The organism is Gordonia namibiensis NBRC 108229, from assembly GCF_000298235.1.
Lineage (GTDB): Bacteria > Actinomycetota > Actinomycetes > Mycobacteriales > Mycobacteriaceae > Gordonia > Gordonia namibiensis.
This window is the reverse complement of the sequence record NZ_BAHE01000002.1, coordinates 268,216-289,606: the sequence shown is the minus strand read 5'-3', so window position 1 is coordinate 289,606 and position 21,391 is coordinate 268,216. Positions and strand designations below refer to the sequence as shown.

General features: G+C 69.2%; 15 protein-coding genes. 11 read left to right on the top strand and 4 right to left on the bottom strand.

Annotated elements, in window-relative coordinates:
* Position 1 precedes the first annotated feature (1 nt).
* The 4 genes from GONAM_RS01540 to GONAM_RS01525 are packed head-to-tail and all read left to right on the top strand — an operon-like array spanning position 2 to position 3,872.
* The gene (locus GONAM_RS01540) at positions 2–1,720 is read left to right on the top strand and encodes an urease subunit alpha (protein ID WP_006865014.1); all 1,719 of its coding nucleotides are present in this window, start codon (positions 2–4) and stop codon (positions 1,718–1,720) included.
* Complete coding sequence (locus tag GONAM_RS01535; protein WP_006865013.1) at positions 1,720–2,391, top strand: urease accessory protein UreF; 672 nt, start codon at positions 1,720–1,722, stop codon at positions 2,389–2,391. Before GONAM_RS01540 ends, GONAM_RS01535 begins: the two co-directional genes overlap by 1 nt.
* Positions 2,392–2,439: 48 nt before the next feature.
* Positions 2,440–3,126 (top strand): urease accessory protein UreG, encoded by a 687-nt coding sequence (ureG, locus tag GONAM_RS01530; protein ID WP_006865012.1) that lies wholly within the window; start codon positions 2,440–2,442, stop codon positions 3,124–3,126.
* A 2-nt stretch (positions 3,127–3,128) separates the two neighbouring features.
* Positions 3,129–3,872 carry an urease accessory protein UreD gene (locus GONAM_RS01525; RefSeq protein WP_006865011.1) on the top strand — a complete coding sequence of 248 codons (744 nt, stop codon included), beginning with the start codon at positions 3,129–3,131 and terminating at the stop codon, positions 3,870–3,872.
* 36 nt (positions 3,873–3,908) lie between these two features.
* Here GONAM_RS01525 and GONAM_RS01520 read toward each other — a convergent pair whose 3' ends face one another.
* Positions 3,909–5,432: an NAD(P)/FAD-dependent oxidoreductase gene (locus GONAM_RS01520; protein ID WP_006865010.1), complete on the bottom strand. Its 1,524-nt coding sequence runs from the start codon at positions 5,430–5,432 to the stop codon at positions 3,909–3,911.
* A gap of 217 nt (positions 5,433–5,649) precedes the next feature.
* The gene (locus GONAM_RS01515; RefSeq protein ID WP_006865009.1) at positions 5,650–6,258 is read right to left on the bottom strand and encodes a GNAT family N-acetyltransferase; all 609 of its coding nucleotides are present in this window, start codon (positions 6,256–6,258) and stop codon (positions 5,650–5,652) included.
* Between the two features lie 182 nt (positions 6,259–6,440).
* Here GONAM_RS01515 and GONAM_RS01510 point away from each other — a divergent pair, with 182 nt between their 5' ends.
* The 4 genes from GONAM_RS01510 to recD are packed head-to-tail and all read left to right on the top strand — an operon-like array spanning position 6,441 to position 15,675.
* Positions 6,441–6,905, top strand: coding sequence for an acyl-CoA thioesterase (locus GONAM_RS01510; protein WP_006865008.1), 465 nt, complete (start codon positions 6,441–6,443; stop codon positions 6,903–6,905).
* A 9-nt stretch (positions 6,906–6,914) separates the two neighbouring features.
* Positions 6,915–10,364, top strand: a complete 3,450-nt coding sequence (gene recC / locus GONAM_RS01505) for an exodeoxyribonuclease V subunit gamma (RefSeq protein ID WP_006865007.1) — start codon at positions 6,915–6,917, stop codon at positions 10,362–10,364.
* The gene (locus tag GONAM_RS01500) at positions 10,361–13,804 is read left to right on the top strand and encodes a UvrD-helicase domain-containing protein (RefSeq protein WP_006865006.1); all 3,444 of its coding nucleotides are present in this window, start codon (positions 10,361–10,363) and stop codon (positions 13,802–13,804) included. Before recC ends, GONAM_RS01500 begins: the two co-directional genes overlap by 4 nt.
* Positions 13,801–15,675, top strand: coding sequence for an exodeoxyribonuclease V subunit alpha (gene recD / locus GONAM_RS01495; protein WP_006865005.1), 1,875 nt, complete (start codon positions 13,801–13,803; stop codon positions 15,673–15,675). The genes GONAM_RS01500 and recD overlap by 4 nt, the downstream gene beginning before the upstream one ends.
* 114 nt (positions 15,676–15,789) lie before the next feature.
* On the opposite strand, the gene GONAM_RS01490 is transcribed toward recD, so the two are convergent.
* The gene (locus GONAM_RS01490; protein ID WP_006865004.1) at positions 15,790–16,545 is read right to left on the bottom strand and encodes a PIG-L family deacetylase; all 756 of its coding nucleotides are present in this window, start codon (positions 16,543–16,545) and stop codon (positions 15,790–15,792) included.
* A gap of 232 nt (positions 16,546–16,777) precedes the next feature.
* On the opposite strand from GONAM_RS01490, the gene htpG reads away from it, so the two are divergent.
* A complete protein-coding gene (htpG, locus tag GONAM_RS01485; RefSeq protein WP_006865003.1) occupies positions 16,778–18,763 on the top strand; it encodes a molecular chaperone HtpG in 1,986 nt (661 codons plus the stop codon).
* Between the two features lie 34 nt (positions 18,764–18,797).
* The gene (locus tag GONAM_RS01480; RefSeq protein WP_006865002.1) at positions 18,798–19,781 is read left to right on the top strand and encodes a hypothetical protein; all 984 of its coding nucleotides are present in this window, start codon (positions 18,798–18,800) and stop codon (positions 19,779–19,781) included.
* A gap of 139 nt (positions 19,782–19,920) precedes the next feature.
* Here GONAM_RS01480 and GONAM_RS01475 read toward each other — a convergent pair whose 3' ends face one another.
* On the bottom strand, positions 19,921–20,400 hold the full coding sequence (locus GONAM_RS01475; protein WP_005198266.1) for a nitroreductase family deazaflavin-dependent oxidoreductase: 480 nt from the start codon (positions 20,398–20,400) through the stop codon (positions 19,921–19,923).
* Between the two features lie 60 nt (positions 20,401–20,460).
* Here GONAM_RS01475 and GONAM_RS01470 point away from each other — a divergent pair, with 60 nt between their 5' ends.
* Positions 20,461–21,390, top strand: coding sequence for an N-acetylglucosamine kinase (locus GONAM_RS01470; RefSeq protein ID WP_006865001.1), 930 nt, complete (start codon positions 20,461–20,463; stop codon positions 21,388–21,390).
* The last annotated feature ends 1 nt before the right edge of the window (position 21,391 follow it).

The following is a 21,391-nucleotide window of genomic DNA, read 5'->3' as shown; positions in this document are numbered from 1 at the left end:
GATGGCGACACTCGGACGCGACCGCTACGCGCAGCTCTTCGGTCCCACGACCGGCGACCGAATCCGACTCGCCGACACCGATCTGCTCATCGAGGTCACCGACGACCTCTCGGGCGGCCCCGGCCGGGCAGGGGAGGAGGCGGTCTTCGGCGGCGGCAAGGTGATCCGCGAGTCGATGGGCCAGAGCCGGGCGACCCGCGCCGACGGTGCTCCCGACACGATCATCACCGGCGTCGTGATCCTCGACCACTGGGGAATCATCAAGGCGGACCTGGGAATCCGGGACGGACGCATCGTCGCGATGGGCAAGGCCGGTAACCCCGACACGATGGACGGTATCCACCCCGACCTCGTCATCGGACCGTCGACCGAGATCATCGCCGGCAACGGCAAGATCGTCACGGCCGGCGCAATCGACTGCCACGTGCATTTCATCTGCCCACAGATCATGGACGAGGCGCTCGGTAACGGCATCACGACCCTGATCGGGGGCGGTACCGGTCCGGCCGAGGGCAGCAAGGCCACCACCGTCACGCCGGGCGCCTGGCATCTCGCGTCGATCCTCGCCGCGACCGACCACTGGCCGATGAACATCGCCCTGCTGGGCAAGGGCAACACGGTCAGTCCGGCCGCGATGCACGAGCAGATCCGCGCGGGCGCCTCGGGTTTCAAGTTGCACGAGGACTGGGGGAGCACCCCCGCCGCGATCGACGCCTGCCTGCGGGTCGCCGACGAGACCGGGGTGCAGGTCGCCCTCCACTCCGACACCCTGAACGAGGCGGGCTTCGTCGAGAGCACGCTCGGCGCCATCGCCGGGCGCAGCATCCACGCGTACCACACCGAAGGTGCCGGCGGCGGCCACGCGCCCGACATCATCACGGTCGCGGCGTACCCGAATGTGCTTCCGTCGTCGACGAATCCGACGCGGCCGCACACCGTGAACACTCTCGACGAACACCTCGACATGCTCATGGTGTGCCACCACCTCAACCCGACGGTGCCGGAGGATCTGGCCTTCGCAGAGAGTCGGATTCGTCCGTCGACCATCGCCGCCGAGGACCTGCTGCACGACCTCGGCGCGATCTCGATGATCGGTTCGGACTCGCAGGCGATGGGACGCGTGGGCGAGGTGGTGTTGCGCACATGGCAGACCGCACACGTCATGAAGCGCAAGCGCGGAGCGCTGCCGGGAGACGGTCGCGCCGACAACAACCGTGCCCAGCGGTACATCGCCAAGTACACGATCTGCCCGGCCGTCGCGCACGGTTTCGACGACGAGATCGGGTCGGTGGAGGTGGGCAAGCTCGCCGACCTCGTCCTGTGGGACCCCGCGTTCTTCGGTGTCCGGCCCGATCTGGTCATCAAGGGCGGCGCGATCGCGTGGGCGGCGATGGGTGACGCGAATGCGTCGATCCCCACACCGCAGCCGGTTCTGCCGCGCCCGATGTTCGGTGCCGCACCGAAGCTGGCGGCCGCCACGTCGGTGAGCTTCGTCGCCCCCGGCGCAGACCCCGACCTCGCCGAGCGGATCGGCGTCGACCGTCGTCTGGTCCCGGTCAAGAACACCCGCGGCGTCGGCAAGGCGGACATGGTGAACAACGACGCGTGCCCGACGATCGAGGTCGACCCCGACACGTTCACGGTCAAGGTCGACGGCGAGGTGTGGGATGCCGAGCCGGTGTCCGAACTGCCGATGGCACAGCGATACTTCCTGTTCTGATGTCCGACCGTCCTCGAACGCAGTCCTCGCCCGCGAACGCCCCGCTGGCGATGATGCTGTCCCTGGCCGACTCCCGGCTGCCGGTCGGCGGGCACGTGCACTCCGGCGGTGTGGAGCAGGCGATCGCGGACGGATTCATCCGTACGGCAGCCGATCTCGCGGATTTCCTGTACCGCCGTGTGACGACGAGTGGTCTCGTCGCGGCCTCGGTTGCCGCCGCGGTGACCGACGGGGTGCTCGAAGTCGCTGCGGCACAACGAGAGATGGACGCCCGCACACCGTCGGCCGCGGCCCGGAAGGCCTCGCTCGCGCAAGGTCGCGGAATGGTCCGGCTCGCCCGCCGGATGTTCCCCGACCACGACTGGTCGGCACACAAGCCGACGACGCATCTCCCGGTGATCAGCGGATCGATCGGCGCGGCGTCGTCGCTGTCGGGATTCCACACCGCACTGGTCCTCGTGTACACCACGATGAGCGGGTCGGCGACTGCCGGCCAACGCCTGCTCGCGCTCGACCCGGCGGATGTCTCGATCATGATCGCCGAACTCGGCGCCGAGTGTGAACGTGTCGCGGCCGAAGCGGCGGTGGGCCTCGCCGACCTGTCTGACCCGATCCTCGACGTGTTCGCCGAACGTCATGAGCGGCAACCGATGCCGCTCTTCATGTCCTGAAAATCAGGCAGGTACCTTCCTGCACGTCCCGATCAAGAGGAGTCAACGATGCCCCCGCATCTCATCGACGGGCAGCCCCACAGCCACGACCACGACCGGCCCCGGCGTAAACGTGAACCCGGTGAGGCGCTGCGCATCGGCGTCGGCGGTCCCGTCGGCTCCGGCAAGACCGCCCTGGTCGCCGCGCTCTGCCGCCAACTGCGTGACGAACTGTCGGTGGCCGTGCTGACCAACGACATCTACACCACCGAGGACGCGGACTTCCTGCGCCGCAACGCGGTTCTGCCCGACGAGCGGATCACCGCCGTGCAGACCGGCGGATGCCCGCACACCGCGATCCGCGACGACATCACCGCCAACCTCGACGCCATCGACGACCTCGTGGAGGCCAACCCGCCGCTCGACCTCATCCTCGTCGAGTCCGGTGGTGACAACCTCACCGCGACCTTCTCGACGGGTCTGATCGACGTCCAGATCTTCGTGATCGACGTGGCCGGCGGCGACAAGGTCCCGCGTAAGGGCGGTCCGGGCGTCACCTTCTCGGACCTGCTGGTGATCAACAAGACCGACCTGGCCGAGCGCGTCAACGCCGACCTCGGGGTCATGCGGCGCGATGCCGACAACGTCCGCGAGGGACGGCCGACGGCGATGATCTCGCTGACCGACGACCCGGCGGCCACCGACGTGCTCGCCTGGGTTCGCGAGCAGCTCGCCGCGCCCGTGACGACCGGGTAGCGATGCGCACCGACGTCGAGATCATCGCGACCGCCGACCGCGGTGTGCGGCACAGCGCGACCGGTGGTCTCGCCGTCCGGGTGACCTCACCCGGCCACGCCCAGCTGATCGGCACCGCGGCCACGCCGCTGGGTGGCGACGAGATCGTGGTTCGTATCCGGGTGGAGCCCGGTGCGCACCTGAGTATGGGAAGCGTCGCCGCGACGATCGCGCTGCCCGCGCGCGACCGGGCGGACTCCCGTGCGCGATGGGACATCGAGGTGGGTGCGGGTGGCCGCCTGCGCCTCGATCCGCAACCGACCGTGGTCGCCGGCGGCGCGGTCCACACCTCGAACATCGTCGCCGACCTCGACCCGACCGCGGTCCTCGATCTGTACGAACATGTGCAGATCGGCCGGTCGGTGCAGATCGACGGGGCGACCACCACGGATCTCGACCGGATCGAGCGCGACCGCACCGGAGCGTGGACCGGAGGCCTACGGGTCACGGTCGGCGGAGAGGTGTGGCTGGCCCATCGCGTCGCCCTGGGTGCGTCGACACCGGCCGCCGCGATCGGCCATCGTGCGATGAGCAGCGTCTTCCGCTACCCGGACGATCGGGGGGAGGAAGTGCACCCGAGCGAGTTCGCGGCCCGCCTGCGGTTGGCCGGCGAGGCGACCCTCACCAGTGCGCTCGGTTCGTCGGTGACGGCGACGCGCCGCCTCACCGACGCCCTCGACACAACAGCGCTGGTCCCCAACGGATAGGGGACCAGCGCTGTTGTAGGTCTGTCGGGGTCGGCGTCAGCTGGCCGCTTCGGACTCCTTGCCGACGGCGTCCTTGCCCTCGGTCGGTACCGATCCCGACGCGTCGGTGGCCTTCGAGTCGACCGTTCCGGAGTCGGTCTCGGCGGCCTCGGCGTCGGGCCCGCTGCCGTTGCCCTCCGCGGCCTGCTTCTCCAGCGCCGACAACTGTCCGATCGCGGTACGCGCGTACACCTGCTGTTCGGTGACGGCGAGCTGCGAGCGGCCCCGGGTGGTGAAGGCGAAGAACCAGTTGATCAGCGTGTTCAGTCGGTTGCGGAACCCGACGAGGTAGACGAGGTGCAGCGCGAGCCAGCCGAGCCACGCGAAGTATCCCTCGGTCTCGAACGGCTTCTTGAAGCCCGGAACCGGAACCTGCATCACCGCGGAGTACCGCGAGATGGTGGCCATCGACCCCTTGTCCCAGTAGCTGAACGGCTTGCGCTGGTCCGGCGTCTGGCCCTTGAGTTCGGCCTTGATCGCGTCCGCGGCGTACCGACCGCCCTGGATGGCGCCCTGGGCGACACCGGGCACGCCGTCGACGGCCATCATGTCGCCGACGACGAAGACCTCGGGATGACCCGGGATCGTCAGGTCCGGTCCGACCTTCACGCGTCCGGCGCGGTCGAGTTCGACTCCGGACTGTTCGGCGAGCTGCTGGCCGAGCGGGCTGGCCTGGACGCCGGCCGACCACACCTTGCACTGCGACTCGATGCGGCGGGTGGTGCCGTCCTTCTCCTTGACGACCAGGCCGTCGTAGTCGACGTCGACGACCATGGCGTTGAGCTGGATCTCCACGCCCATCTTCTCCAGGCGGGCTGCGGCCTTGCCGCCGAGCTTGGGGCCGAACGGCGGCAGCACTGCCGGCGCGGCGTCGAGGAGGATGACCCGCGCCTCGGTCGGATCGATGTTACGGAACGCACCCTTGAGGGTCTTGTCACTCATCTCGGCGATCTGGCCCGCGAGCTCGACACCCGTCGGACCCGCACCGACGACCACGAAGGTGAGCAGCTTGGCGCGCTCGGCGGGGTCGTGGGACAGCTCGGCCTGCTCGAAGGCGCCGAGGATGCGGCCGCGCAGTTCGAGGGCGTGGTCGATGGTCTTCATACCCGGCGCGTACTCGGCGAAGTGGTCGTTGCCGAAGTACGACTGGTCGGCACCGGCCGCGACGATCAGGTCGTCGTACGGGGTGACCGTGATGCGCTCGAGGAGCCGCGAGGAGACGGTCTTGGCCTCGAGGTCGATGTCGAAGACGTCGCCCATGAGGACCGAGGTGTTCTTCTGCTTGCGCAGGACGACGCGGGTCGCCGGGGCGATCTCACCCTCGGCGACGATGCCCGTCGCGACCTGGTAGAGCATCGGCTGGAAGAGATGGTGGGTGGTCTTGGCGATCAGCGTCACGTCGACGTCGGCCTTCGCCAGACGCTGGGCGGCGAACAATCCGCCGAAGCCGGAGCCGATGATGACCACTTTCCTGCGGTCGGTGGCTGCTACGGCGGGGGCCTGGGCGGCGGGGCTGCTCATCTCCAGACATCTCCTTCTCGCTCGATGGGGGACGGATCGTGCTTCGGTACCGTGCGGGTTCGTGTCGTCACGAGGCCGAACCGCGTGCGACGGGGATCGAGGCAAAACCGTGCTTGCCCACAACGGTAGTCAATGATGCGCGACCGGGCGCGACCAGGACGGCGTGGCGCGACGCCATAAGCGGGGTCACGGCCGGCCGGATGGTGCCGCTCCACGGTCAGGCGGTCAGATCGCTCGCCGATGACCAGCGCAGAGATCGTCGCTGCCATTCGGTCTTGAGGATCTGGTACTCCACCTCGTACCGATCGGGACCGAGATGGAGTGGGTGTGTCGGCATGCCTGTTCCAACGGTTTCGTCGCCCACGTGGATTCCCGACAGTGTCATGCCGAGTTTTTCCATGACCCGCCGCGAGGGCATGTTGCCCGCGACGGTGCTGGCGAAGACGCGTTCGGTGTCGAGATGGTCGAAGGCGAAGGCCATGAGTGCGAAGGCGGCCTCGGTGGCCAAGCCGCGGCCCCAGACCGTCCGACGGATGCGGTAGCTGAGCTCGAGTTCGGGGCGTCGGCTGTGACGCGGAGTCCGCAACGACGCCCAGCCGAGGAATGCTTCGGTGGCGGGATCGCAGAGCACCCAGGTGCCGGTCCCGTACATCCGGCGCTCGGACTCGGCCCGCGGGACCACCCAGTCCTCGATGACCGTTCGGGGGGTCGGGGTGCCGCCGCTGACGAAACGCATGACCTCGGGGTCGCTGTCGAGGTGGACGAGGTCGTCGATGTCCATCGCAGACACCGGGCGCAGACGTGCCCGTGCCGTGTCGATGTTCACCCGAGGCCCCTCACTGCCCGACTCGAGCCCGCGAATCGCGCGGGCACACCCTCTGGCGAGACGCACCCGCGGCGACTGCCTGCCTGCACATCTCTGCCGTTCCCCCGGGGGCGAGTCTACGGTCTCGACACGGTCGGTACCGCAGTACGCGGTGGGCGTGTCCCGCCGTTAAGGTTGCTGCCGTGGCTTCTGAACCCTCTGCACCGGATTACGTCCTCGAGATCCCCGTCCATCTCCGATGGGGTGACATGGACATCAACAATCACATCAACAACGTGCAGATCTCGCGCCTCTTCGAAGAGGCGCGCGTCCGTTCCTTCCACGAGTGGATCTCCGACGGGCCGCGGAACTTCTCCTTCCTCGTGGCGCGCCAGGACATCGAGTTCTCGGCGCCCGTCCACTACTCCACCCACCCGGTGATCATCCGTTCGTGCATCGGGCGGGTCGGTCGTTCGTCGTTCACGATGGCGCTGCGCCTGTTCGACAAGGAGGGTGTCCTCTGCGCGACGGCGGAGACGACGCTGGTGGTCGTCGACCCGGCTGTCGGTCGGCCGACGCCTATCCCGGATCAGCTGCGGGAGGTCCTCCTGAAAAGTCTGGGCGAACCGGTGAAGTTCCACTCGGCACGCGCGAACACCGCGGGCTGATCGCGCCTGGTGCTGATCCTTCATCGCGCCGAGCGCACCGACACCCTCGCCGAAGCGCTCGCCGAGGTCCTGGCCACGCCGCTCGACGACCCGATGCGTACCGAGATCATCTCGGTACCGGCGGCCGGTGTCGAACGCTGGCTCGCCCAGCACCTCGCCCGTCGGCTCGGTTCCGGACCCGCGCTGTCCGACGGCATCGCGGCCAACATCGACTTCACCGGCCCGGGACGGCTGGCGGACGCGATCTCGGCTGCGGTCCTCGCCGGGGACCGCTTCACGGGAGGCACCCCGCTGTCGGCGGTAAACCCCTGGCGCGCTGCCGAATTGACCTGGCCGGTGCTCCGGGTACTCGATGAACGGATCGACGACCCCGAACTGACGGTGATCGCGCGGCACATCGGTGCGGGCGACGACGCGTCACCCCGGATCGGCCGCCGCTACGCGACCGCGCGACATCTGGCCGAACTCTTCGAGCGATACGGACGATCGCGTCCGTCGATGATCGCAGGCTGGGCGGCAGGCGATGATCTCGACGGTGCGGGTGGACCGCTGCGGGACGACCTCGCCTGGCAGGCCGGGTTCTGGCGTGCGGTACGGGCGGAGATCGGACAACCCCATCCGGCGGAGGTCCTGGGCGAGGTGTGCGACCGGCTGCGTTCCGACCCCGGAGTCGCCGACCTTCCCGACCGCCTGTCGGTGTTCGGCCCGACCCGGATCACCGAGTCCTTCCGCAACATCATCTCCGCGGTGAGCGTTCATCACGACGTCCATCTGTTCGTCCCGCACGCGAGTCCCCGGCTGTGGGACGAACTCCGGGCCGCCTCCGGGGGTGAGTCCGCCGGGGGAGCGCCCGGTGTGAGCGTTCCGCCGCGCCGCCGCGACCGTCCGGTTCCCGAACTCCGCAATCCGTTGCTGGCCGGGCTGTCTCGCGACCTGCAGGAACTCCAGTTGCGGTTGGGCGACATCGTCGACCGCGACGTCCACCATCCGCCGCACACGCCACTGCCCGACACGCTGCTCGGTGCCCTCCAGGCGGGTATCCGCGACGACGCGGGGACCGTCAACGGCAGCGGTGCGGCACCGTCGGCCGAGTTCGCCGACGACGGGTCCGTCGAGGTGCACGCGTGCCACGGTCCCGAACGCCAGATCGAGGTGCTCCGCGACCGGTTGCTGCACCTCTTCGCCGACGACCCGACCCTTGAACCCCGCGACGTCCTGATCATGTGCCCCGACGTCGAGACCTTCGCTCCGCTCATCCGGGGTGCCTTCGGACAGGCCGGATTGCCGCACCCCGCCTTCGATCTGCGTGTGCGCCTCGCCGACCGCGGGGTCCGTCACGTCAACCCGGTCATCGACACCGTCGTCGGCGTGGTCGAACTCGCAGCCGGCCGGGTGACGGCGGGTGACGTGCTCGATCTGCTCGGGACCGAACCCGTCCGGACACGATTCGCGATGACCGACGACGACCTGGAGCTGGTCCGGGAATGGCTGGGCCACAGCAATGTCCGCTGGGGACTCGGGACGGCCGAACGCGCCCGGTTCGGTCTCGAGCGCTTCCGCCAGGGCACCTTCGACGCCGGTCTCGACCGCATCGCGCTCGGCGTGGTCGCCGAGGAGACCGACGACGAATGGCTCGGCACCGCACTGCCTCTCGCAGGTGTGGAGAGCACCGGTATCGACCTGGTCGGCCGGCTCGACGAGTTCCTCGATCGCCTGGGACGCGTCCTCGCCGAGCTGACCGCAACCGCACCCGCTCATCGTTGGGCGCAGACCCTCGTCGAGGCGGTCGGCTCGCTCACCGCGACCGCACCCGCAGACGACTGGCAACGCGCGCAGGCCATCCGGATGCTCGAGGACGCCTTCGGCGGCACCGAGGAGGTGCTGCGTCTCGCCGACGTCCGCGACCTGCTGTCCGCGCTGATCGCGGGTCGTCCGACCCGGTCGAACTTCCGGACCGGTGAGCTCACCGTGTGCACCATGGTCCCGATGCGGTCGGTGCCCCACCGCGTCATCGTGTTGCTCGGTATCGACGCCGAGGTGTTCCCGCGTGTGCAGCGTATCGACGGGGACGACGTACTCGGTGTCGATCCGCTGGTGGGAGAACGCAACCCGCGGGACGAGGACCGGCAGTGCTTCCTCGACGCGATCGGTGCCGCGCAGGACAACCTGCTCGTCTTCTACAGCGGCGCCGACCCGGTGTCGGGGCGGCACATCCCGCCCGCCGTGGTGGTCAGCGAACTGATCGACACCCTCGACGGGCTCACCGGGCCGGACCGGCCGACGATCGTGCGTCGACATTCCCTGCACGGCTTCGACGCCCGCAACTTCGTCGACGGCGGTGTCCCCGGCATCACCGGACCGTTCAGCCACGACGCATCGCTGCTCGCCGGTGCCGAGGCACTGCGCCGTCCGGCCGATCCGGTCGTCCCCGCGGCCCGGGAGACCCTTCCCGCACCCGAACCGACGCCCGAGCTCGCCGACATCGACCTCGCGTCGCTCATCGACTTCCACGTCGACCCGATCACCGCGTTCGTGCGACAACGGCTGGGCGCCCGCATCCCCGACGACGAGACACCGCACGACGATCAGCTCGACGTCGAGCTCGACCCGCTCGACAAGTGGGGGATCGGCGACCGTTTCCTCACCCGGATGCTGTCGGGCGTACCGATCGGCGACTGCGAGGCCGCCGAACTCCGACGGGGCACCCTGCCGCCCTTCGCTTTCGGCACCCGGGAGCTCCAGGCCATCTCGCGCGCGGTCACCCGCCTACACGGCGTCGTCGCACCGCTGCGCCCGGGATCGCCGGAGACCCTCGACATCCTCGTCACGCTGCCCGACGGTCGACGCGTGCACGGCACGGTCGGCGACGTCTTCACCGCCGACGACGGACAGGCCCGCCTCGTCCGCGCCACGTACTCGCGACTCAAGGCCAAACAGCAACTGAGCGCCTGGATCACGCTCCTCGCCGTCGCGGCGGCCGCGACCCAGGGCAATGCCGGCGCGGCCCGGGTCGGCTCCGCGGTGTCGGTGGGTCGCGCCGCCCGCGGGGGCGGCACCACCACGCTCACGCTCCGACGCCCGGAGGACCCGGTGCCGCTGCTCGATCAGCTCGTGAGGCTGCGGGACGAGGGTCTGCGCCGCCCGTTGCCGTTGCCCCTGGAACCGGCGTTCACCTTCGTCGACAACGACGGGCCCGGTCGCCGGAGCCACTGGGCCCTGAACAGTGCGCGCAAGGTCTTCGACGACACCTACGGTCCGCGCCACGACCGCTACCTCAAGCTGGCGTTCGGCGGCGATGTCCTGGCCGACGTCGAGTTCGACGTCCTGCTCGAACAGGCGGCACCTGCCGACCGCGTCCTCGGCGGCGTGGAACTCGCTCTGGCAGAGGGCGAACCGCTGTTCATCGGCCTGGCCCGTGCGGTCTGGGCTCCCGTCGGACAACACCGGGAGGGGACATGAGACGCCCGGAACCCTTCGACATCACCGCCGAACTGCCGCAGCACACCACCGTTCTGGAGGCGAGCGCCGGAACGGGTAAGACCTACGCGATCGTCGGGCTCGCGGCGCGATATCTCGCCGACGGGGTACCGATCTCGGAGATGCTGCTCGTAACCTTCAGCCGGGCGGCGACCGCCGAACTGCGGGAACGGATGCGCGCCCGTGTGCGTGAACTGCTCGACGCCCTGGCCGATCCCGCCGAGGTCCTGTCCGGGCCCGCGCAGGCCGATGACGACGCACTGCTGCGACAGCTGGCGAGCGGTACCCCGGAGGAGGTTCGCACGCGCCGGAGGAACCTCGCCCGCGCACTGAGCGACTTCGACGCCTCGACGATCGCCACCACCCACACGTTCTGCAACCGGATGCTGGAGGCACTGGGCTTCCTGGGCGAACGAGAACTCGTCTACTCCATCGTCGAAGAGGTCGACGAACTCACCGAGGAGGTCGCGCTCGACCTCTACCTGCGCGGCTTCTGGGCCAGTGACTCACCGGAGTTCAGCTTCGCCGAGGCGCGGGAGATCGCGCGCGACGCCGTCCGCCAGGCGTCGGTGCGACTCGCCCCGGACGAGAGCGCACTCGCCGACGGCTCACCCGCCGACCATGTCGCGGCCCGGCGGGTGAGCTTCGCCAAGGCCGTGCGGCAGCATGTCGAGACCCGCAAGCGGGACGCCCGGGTGCGCACCTATGACGACCTCCAGGAGATCCTGCACCGGATCGTCGGCGACGAGGTGGTCGGCGACCGTGCGTGCCAACGGATCCGCGACACCTTCTCGGTGGTGCTCGTCGACGAGTTCCAGGACACCGATCCGCTGCAGTGGGACATCCTTCGCCGCTGCTTCCACGGCCATCGCCGGATGATCCTCGTCGGCGACCCGAAGCAGTCGATCTACGGGTTCCGCGGGGCCGAGGTGCTCAGCTACCTCGCCGCGGTGTCGTCCGCCGACACCCTGAAAGCGCTCGATGTCAACCGTCGCTCCGACGGCGCACTCGTGCATGCCCTGGAGCACCTGTATGGCGAGGCGACGCTGGGACATCCCGACATCGTGGCGCGCCCGGTCCAGGCCGCCTTCGCCGGCAACCGGCTCGAAGGACGTCCGCCGTTCCGGCTACGGGCTTTTCTCCGCCGGGATTTCACCTCCCTCAACTCGTTCAACCTCCCCGGCGTCAAGGAGGTGCGGTCACGCATCGCCGCCGACGTCGCCGACGACATCGCGAGCGTCCTGGCCCGGGGCGACCGGATCGACCTGAACGGTGTCTCCCGGGCCGTCGATCCCGGCGACATCGCGATCCTGGTGCGGCTCAACAGCACCATCGAACCGCTGCAGCGAGAGCTCGCCGAGCGCGGCATCAACTCGGTGATCGGGTCGGGTGTCAACGTCTTCTCGACATCGGCTGCCCAGCATTGGCTGTGGGTGCTGCGTGCCGTCGAACAACCGTCACGCTCGGACCGGGTGCGCATCGCTGCCCTGACCACGCTCTTCGGGTGGTCCACCGAACGGGTGGCGACCGCCGCGGAGCCCGAGATCGCCGAACTCGGTGCCGAATTGTCCATGCTCGCGCGGGTTTTCGCACAGGGCGGATTCGCCGCGATGGCCCAGCGCCTGTTCGACGCGCATGAGGTGGCGGCACGGGTTCTCACCGTCGAGAACGGCGAACGCACCCTCACCGACCTCATTCAGGTGTCGGCGCTGTGCAACAAGCACGTCGTCGAAACCGGTGGGGGACTGAGCGCCCTCGTCGAGTGGCTGACCGAACGGGTCACCGACACCTCGTCGCGCCAGCGTTACGAGGACCAGAGCCGACGCCTCGACCGCGACACGCAGGCCGTGCAGATCATGACCGTGCACGCGAGCAAAGGGCTCCAGTTCCCGATCGTCTACGTGCCCTACGGGTGGGACGGCACCTGGATCAACGACCGCGGCAACATCACCTACCACGACGAGACGGGAAACCGCCGGCTCGACGTGGGCGGCCAGCAGGCACCGGACCGCGCCGCACGACGCCGTCGCTACGCCGACGAGGTGGCGGGCGAGGATCTTCGTCTGCTCTACGTCGCGCTCACCCGCGCCCAGTCGCAGGTCGTGGCCTGGTGGGCGCCGTCGCGGAACTCCACGACCGGGCCACTGCACCGGTTGATCTTCGGCCGCGACAATGCCGTTCGATCCTCGCCAGGGGACGCGGAATGGACGGTCGCCGGGGAGGTACCGATCCCTGAGGCCGATGCCGACTGCGTGAGTATCCTGCGCACCCTCACCGCGCGGGATCCGGCGATCTCGGTCGAACCGGCCGGTCGGCTCGACACAGACACCGTGGCTCCGGCCGCAGGTGACGCAGACAACCCTGCCGTGTTGGGTATTGCGCACTTCGACCGCCGGATCGACCAGGACTGGCGCCGCACCTCGTATTCGGCCCTCACCGCCGACGCCGCCCACGGCGCGCACGGTTCACCGGGTGGGCCGTCGACCTCGGTCGTCGAGACCGGCAGCGAACCCGACGACGAGGTGACCGACATCCTCGACGACGAACCCATCGCCCTTCCCGGCGACGTCGCAGAGGAAGCCGGAACCGACTCGGCCGCAACGCGTCCCGGGATGCCATCGCTGATGAACGGTCTGCCGTTCGGCGCCGCCTTCGGAACCCTTGTCCACGAGGTCCTCGAATACGTCGACACCTCGGCGCCGGACATCGACGCCCATGTACGAGAACTCTGTTCGCGAGCACTCGGCGCTCTCGCCGGCGACATCGACCCCGACCGGCTCGTCGCCGCCCTGATCGGCGTGCTCACCACGCCACTCGGATTCGGCGACCTGTGGAGCATCGACCCCCGTGATCGTCTGGCCGAACTCGACTTCGAACTGCCCCTCGGCCCCGCGGACGAGGCGCCATCAGGAGGCGGCACGACCCTGGGCCGTCTCGCCGACCTGATGGAAGAGCATCTGCCGGAGGCGGACCCGCTGCGGGCCTACGCCGACCACCTGCGCGCGGTGCCGGGCCGGCGCCTCCGTGGATTCCTCACCGGCAGTATCGACTCGGTGCTGCGGATCCCCGACGGACGCTACGTGATCGTCGACTACAAGACCAACCGCATCCGTCCAGGCGATCTCGTGGTCGAGGACTTCGATGTCGAGGCCATGGCCGGGGAGATGATCGCCGCCCACTATCCGCTGCAAGCCATGCTGTACTCGGTTGCGCTGCACCGTTATCTGCGCTGGCGGGTTCCGGACTACGACCCGGCTCGGCATCTCGGACCGGTGCAGTACCACTTCGTGCGCGGCATGGCCGGACCGGAAACCCCGCCCGGTTGCGGTGTCTTCGAATGGATGTTGCCCGTCGGGCTCGTCGTCGAACTGTCCGACGCGCTGGCCGGTGCGGATGCCGGTACCGGAGGGAGCGGTCGATGAGCACACCCGATGTTCAGCGCGTGGATTCGGCGACGGGAACGCTCGCCGACTGGAATGCCGCCGGCCTGCTCGCCGCCGCGGATCTGCACATCACCGACCGGCTCGTCCGGATGTGCGGTGAACCGGTGTCCGACGACGCCCGTCTCGGCGCCGCTCTCGCCGTTCGTGCGGTCCGCCTCGGCTCCACCTGCCTCGCTCTCGACCGCATCGGGGAGCTCGCGGCAGGGCAGGAATCCACGGAGGTCGAGATACCCTCGCCCCGTGATCTTCTCGATGCGTTGGCGGTGAGCCCGCTCGTCACCGGCAGTGACGCCGGACCGTTGCGGCCGCTCGTGGTCCGCGATTCGGTCGACGGCCCGCTGGTCTATCTGCAGAAGTACTTCCGGCAGGAGCAGACGATCCGGGAGATCCTCGACGGGCGGTCGCAGACCGCGCCCTCGGTGGACACCGCAGCACTCCGCGAAGCCGTTGCGGCGGTGTACTCCTCGCCCGACGACGGTGCCCTGCAGAAGCTGGCCGCCGCGGTCGCGGCGACCCGCTGGACGACGGTTCTCGCCGGTGGCCCGGGAACGGGCAAGACCTACACCGTCGCCCGCATCCTCGCCGTCCTCGACCGTCTCCAGGGGCCCGGCCTCCGCATCGGACTCTGCGCACCCACCGGGCGCGCTGCCGCACAGCTCCAGGCCTCCGTGGAGGCCGAGTCCACCCTGCCGGTCACCGCCCACGCGGTCACCCTGCACTCGCTGCTCGGCTGGCGCCCCGGCTCGAATCCGCGGTACGGACGGGGGCGCACCCTGCCGCACGACGTCATCGTCGTCGACGAGACGTCGATGCTGTCGATGACCGCCATGAGTCGTCTCCTCGATGCGGTCCGTCCCGACGCGCGGGTCGTGTTCGTCGGCGATCCGCACCAGTTGGCCTCGGTGGAGGCGGGCGCCGTCCTGGCCGACCTGGTCGAACGAACCGACCTCCCGGCAACCGATGGAACAGACGGTCCGCCGGCGACACTGACGCAGGCGTTCGACGCCGTGGGCCTCGACCCGGCCGCCGAGGATCTCGATCCCGACGACGTCGCACGCCTGGCCGACGGCGTCATCACGCTCCGTCGGCAGTTCCGGTTCGGAGGCGGAATCTCGAAGGTCGCGGCCGCCGTCAACGCCGGCGATCCCGAGGCGGTCCTCGAGCTGGTCACCTCACCGGACATCGACGATGTCGAACTGGTCGCCCCCGACGACCTCGACGGAGTGGCCGGCGACATCCTGTCGTGGGGACGCGATCTGCGCAGTGCGGCCCGCACGGGCAACGCGGCGGGAGCCCTGGATGCCCTCGACTCTCACCGGGTCCTGTGCGCGCACCGCGAGGGCTCGTGGGGTGTGCGTGGTTGGACGACGCGCATCACCGACTGGCTGGGCACGACCGAGGCCGAACACATGGGTTGGTATGTGGGACAACCCATCCTGGTGACTGCGAACGATCGCCAGACCGCGACCTTCAACGGCGACACCGGTGTCGTGATCGCCGACCCGGACGCGGATCCGCAGCCCGCGAACCGTCCCGGCTCGTCGGATGCGGTCCGGGTGGCGTTCCGGCGGGGCGGCGAGGTCCGCTTGCTGCACCCCACTCAGCTCGCCGACGTCGTGTCGGTCCACGCCATGACCATCCACCGCAGCCAGGGCAGCCAGTTCGATCAGGTGACCGTCGTCCTGCCGCCGGCCGGTTCCGAGCTGCTGACCCGTGAGCTTCTCTACACCGCGATCACCCGCGCCCGGAGCCGGGTACGCATCGTCGGGACCGCCGACGTGCTCGCCGCAGCCGTCAACCGACGCGTGCAGCGGGCCAGCGGGCTGCGGTCGACGCTCAGCGCGATCTGATTCCACGCTCCCTGAGGTGCGAGCGGAGCTACCCCGGTTCTCGCTCCCTGAGGTGCGAGCGGAGCTACCCCGGTTCTCGCTCCCTGAGGTGCGAGCGAAGCGAGCCTCGAAGGGTCAGACCAGTTCACACCCACCCGGCACGAGGTCGCGGCGTTGATAACACTCGACGCTGAGGAGTTTGTGCTGGATGTCGTCGGGCAGCGACATGAAGCCGGCGATCGCGCGGCTGCGGTCGACCTCCGACCGGTGTGCGGTGACCCCCGCCTTCTTGCGTGCCGCCAGGTCCGACACGTCGACGGTCACGTCGATCTCGGACTCCGGTGTGCCGGGCAGCTGTTCGCGGGGGACCTCGGGAAAGAGGCTGGGGGCGAGCAGGTCCATCATCCACTCGGGGATGGTCGCGAAATACAGCGAGCGGACCCGCCAGGCCGGCCCGGCACGGTGGTAGAGCTTCGTCGACGCGGCGGCGTCGGCCGCGGCACACGCCAACCGGTGAGCATGGATGTGGTCGGGGTGGCCGTAGATGCCGAGCGCGTCGTAGGTGACGACGATGTCGGGCTGGAGGTCGCGGATGTGGGCGGTCAGCGCCCGGACCTGCTCGTCGAACGACGCCGCGCAGAGTCGGGGTGCGTCCGGTGCCGATTCCGGCCGGCGGTCATCGGCGTACCCGAGCATGATCGGCGGTCGCGGCATGCCGAGGATGTCGACGGCGTCGGTCAGTTCCCGGTGGCGGATCGTTCCCTCGGCCCAGGTGCACATGACCAGGTCGGCCTCGCCGCCGGCGTCGACGTGACGGGCGGTGAGTCCGCCGGTCCACAGCGACTCGTCGTCGGGGTGTGCATGCACCAGCAGCAGTCGAGGCGTACCCATCCACCTGGCTTCCTGATCGTTCCCCGCGGGTGGTTCTTCTCGGGCACCATCCGCGACCGGGGTAGTCGGTCCCCGACCCAGGGTAGCCACACCGGCTCTCGGTAAAGTCGGTGTCCGTCACGACGTGTCGCGTCGAAGCTGCGTCCGGCAACGGGCCACGCCCCCGAAACGCCACGTCGACAACCGAACACGCGAGAACAGAACATACGAGAACAGAACATGGAGGTCTGCGATGAGCGCTCAGCCCGAAGTTCATGAGTTCCAGGCGGAGACCCGGCAGCTGCTGGATCTCATGGTGCATTCGATCTACTCCAACAAGGACAGCTTCCTGCGCGAGCTGATCTCGAACGCATCCGATGCGCTCGACAAGCTGCGTCTGGAGTCGTTGCTCGACAAGGACCTCGACGTCGACACCTCCGACCTGCACATCACCCTCATCCCCGATGCGGAGAAGCGCACCCTGGTCGTCGCCGACAACGGCATCGGCATGACCCGAGACGAGGTCGTCGGACTGATCGGCACGCTCGCCCGCTCGGGTACCGCCGAACTACGCCGGTCGCTGGCCGAGGCGCGTGAGAAGGGTGTCTCGGACGCCGCCGCCGAGGAACTGATCGGACAGTTCGGCATCGGCTTCTACTCGACGTTCATGGTCGCCGAGAAGGTCACCCTGGTCACGCGCAAGGCCGGCGAGACCACCGGTACCCGCTGGGAGTCGACCGGCGACGGCACCTACACGATCGACGACGTGCCGGACGCCCCGCAGGGCACCTCGGTCACCCTCGCGCTCAAGCCCGTCGACACCGAGGACCACCTGTACGACTACGCCGACAAGACCAAGCTCCGTCAGCTGGTCAAGCGCTACTCGGACTTCATCGCCTGGCCGATCCGCATGGACGTCGAGAAGACCGTCCCCGTCGAGAAGCCCGAATCGGAGTCCGACGAGGACACGGACAAGGCGCCCGAGACCAAGACGGTCGTCGAGGCCGAGACCATCAACTCGATGAAGGCCCTCTGGGCCAAGTCGCGGTCGGAGGTCTCCGAGGAGGAGTACCACGAGTTCTATCGGCATGTGTCCCATGCCTGGGACGCACCGCTGGAGACCATCACCCTGCAGGCCGAGGGCACCTTCGAGTACCAGGCGCTGCTGTTCATCCCGACGCAGCCGCCGTTCGACCTGTTCATGCGGGACAGCAAGGTCGGCATCCACCTCTACGTCAAGCGCGTGTTCATCATGGACGACTGCGCCGAGCTGATGCCGGAGTACCTGCGCTTCGTCAAGGGTGTCGTCGACGCCGCCGACCTCTCGCTCAACGTGTCCCGCGAGATCCTGCAGCAGGACCGGCAGATCCGCGCGATCCGTCGTCGACTCACCAAGAAGGTCATTTCGACGGTCACCGAGATGCGCGACAGCCGGCCCGACGACTACCGCACCTTCTGGGACGGTTTCGGCCGGGTCTTCAAGGAAGGCCTCGTCAACGACCCGGACAACCGCGACGCGCTGCTCAAGGCGTCGTCCTTCGCGAGCACCCACTCGGAGGAGGAACTCACGACGCTGGCCGACTACATCGGCCGGATGAAGAGCGGTCAGGACACGATCTACTACATGACCGGCGAGTCCCGGCAGCAGATCGTCAACTCCCCGCACATGGAGGCGTTCCGCGCCAAGGGGATCGAGGTCCTCGTCCTGTCCGACCCGGTCGACGAGATGTGGGTCTCGGCCGGTGCCGAGTTCGACGGCAAGACATTCCAGTCGATCGCCAAGGGCGCCGTCGATCTCGACGCCGACGACGAGGACTCCGACGACACGTCGAAGGACGACCAGGAGAAGGCCTACGCCGACCTGCTTTCGTGGCTGACCACCACGCTGTCCGACGATGTCAGCGAGACCCGGCTGTCGTCGCGCCTGACCGAGTCCCCGGCCTGCCTCGTGGGTGACACGTTCTCGATGTCACCGCAGCTGGAGAAGCTGTACCGGGCGTCGGGACAGCAGTTCCCGAAGTCCAAGCGGGCGCTCGAACTCAACCCCGACCACCCGCTGGTCGAGGCGCTGAACAAGGCCTACGCGAACGGCGACCACGACAAGCTGGTCCCGACCGCGAAGCTCGTCTACGGCATGGCCGTGATCGCTGAGGGGGGCGAGCTGGAGGATCCCGCCGAGTTCGCGAAGTTGCTCGCCGGCAGCCTCACCGAGTCGTTCGCGGCCGGATCGGATTCCTGATCGGCTTCGCAACGCCCCGGGCGGGTCGCCCGGAATGAGCCGGCGCAGGTGGACGATCACCGTCGGCGTCGGGGCGTTGATCCTGGCGGTCGTGCTGGTGTCCGCTCTCCTCGTGGGACTGTCCCGCGAGGACGGGCGGGCCCGCACGCCCGCCGACGCTGTCCGGACCTATCTCACCGCGCTCGCCGACGCCGACGCCTCGGCGGCCCTCGCCGTCGTCGCGCCGCGTCCGGACGCCCGGTTCCTCACCGACGGAGTCCTACGCCAGCAGCGCGCCGAGACGCCGATCTCCGACATCGAGGTCGACGATCCGGGAGAGTCCGCTCAGACGGTCCAGACGCGCTATCGACTCGGGTCTCGCGAGGTCGACATGCCCATCAGGGTGACGCGGGCCGGGGACGGCTGGGCCGTCGTCGACGGTGCGGTCAAGGTGCGTATCGAGTCGCTGCTGGTGCCGAGTCCGACGCTGTTCGGAGCCCAGGTGAAGGCCGGGGACACCGTCTTCCTCTTCCCGGGTCCGCAGCGATGGGGTTCGCGGGACCCCGATTTCGTCGGACGCCCGGCCGCTGAACCGCCGACCGGTCCGCGCGCGCCGATGACTGTTGAGGTGATGGCCGAGCTCAGCCCCACCGGGGTGGCAGCGGTCAGCGACGCCGTCTCGGCACAACTCACCCGATGCGCGGCATCGACCCGTGCCGACGCCGGAGCCGACGTGCCCGGCTGTACGCAGCGACTGTTCCGGTCCGCGGTCGAAGGCAGCGTGCGCTGGACCGCCCCCCGGAACCTGTCGGGTCTGCGGTACCTGCTCCGGCGGCCCGACGCCGGATCCGGTTCGACGCCGAGCGAGAAGGACCTCGGCACGGTCGACGTCGCGGGCGCGGTCGAATGGCGGGTGGCCTACACGCCGGACTACGACCGGGACGGACCCCGCGTCGAGACAACCGACATCCAATACCTCATCGGGGAGGTCGATCTCACCGCCGACAACCCGTCGTTCAGCGCCGAGCCGGTTACCTGACCTCGATACGGCCCTCGGGTAGCCCCTCGGACCTACTCGGCCGGCAGGGTCATCTGCTGGTTGCGTGGGCGGGGGTGGCTGCTGGTTGAGTAGGTGAGGAGCTTGCGACGAGCCGTATCGAAACCAGGCGGCCCCAGGCCTACCCGGCCGGCGGTGCGGGGCGGAGTCGGAACACCGGGATCCGGCGGTCGGTGCGCTTCTCGTACAGGTCGAAGTTCGGCCACACCGTGCGCAGCTTCTGCCACGCCGCGTCGCGATCGGCACCCTCGAGTTCGGTCGGGACCGCGACGGACACCACGCCGGCGACGACGATCTCGATCGTGTCGGCGGCTCGGATGTTGTACACCCACGCAGGCATCTTGGGGCCACCGAAATAGGAGCCGGCGATCAGCCAGTCGTCGCCGTCGGGAACCGCGAGGAGCTGGGTGGTCCGGATCGCGCCGGTCTTCCGACCCGCCACCCGGATGGTGATGTTCGGGAGATCGGCGATGTCGAGCAGGGTCATCCGTTGACCGGTGACGGTCTGAATGGCGTTGTCACCCACCACGATCTGTGGGAGAAAACGAGGCATCCAGGGGATCGATCCGATCTTGATCGCGAGGCTGCGCCGCACCTTCATCCGCCTAGTGTGACATGGCATCGTCGCCCCGTCGGCACGGCGCCGGATAGCGTGCACATCATGGGCGGTCACACGACGGGACACATCCTCATCGACGGCGGGCAGACGGGAACTCGGCTGCGCATCGAAACGCTGGCCGGCACCGACGACCGCGAGCTCGGACCGATCCGCACCGACCAGCCGGTGGTCGAACAAATCGCGCAGGCCCTCCACGACGCCGACATACCGGAGGCCTCGTGGTCGATGGCCGCGGGGGTCTCCGGACTGACACCTCAGGCCGCGCGCCCGTCGGCGTTGCTCGCCGCGGTCGCCGACCTCGGGGTGACCTCGGTTGCGCTGGCACACGATTCGGTCACCGCCTACCTCGCCGCGAACCGGGACCGGTTCGGCGTGGTCACCGCGGTCGGAACCGGTGTCGTGACCCTCGGCGTCGGGCCCGCCGGGATCCACCGGGTAGACGGCTGGGGGCATCTGTTCGGTGACGCGGGCAGCGCCTACTGGATCGGCCGCGCCGGGATCGGCGCCGCGCTGCGTGACTTCGACGGACGCGGCACCGCGACGGTTCTACGAGATCGGGCCGCCGAGGCCTTCGGCCCGCTCGACGAGTTGTACATGGTGGTGCAGGGAGATCCGGACCGCGTGGCGCGGGTGGCCGGATTCGCCCGCGCCGTCGACGCGGCCGCCCGGGATGGTGACGCGGTCGCGCAACAGATCGTCGACGCTGCCGCGGACGAACTCGCCGGATCGGCGCTGACCGCACTGGAACGCAGTGGTCACCGACCCGGCGAAGAGGCGCGGATCAGTTGGATGGGCACGGTGATGGCGGCCAACGACCGACTCCGCGGGCGCTTCGTCGACCTGGTCGGGGAAGCCGTGCCCGGCGTCGACATCGGGGCGCCCCACGGGCAACCTCTCGACGGTGTGCGGTTGCTGGCCGGGCTCGACGAAGCTCACCCGCTGAGCGCTGAGGTCCACCGCAGCGGACGGTGAG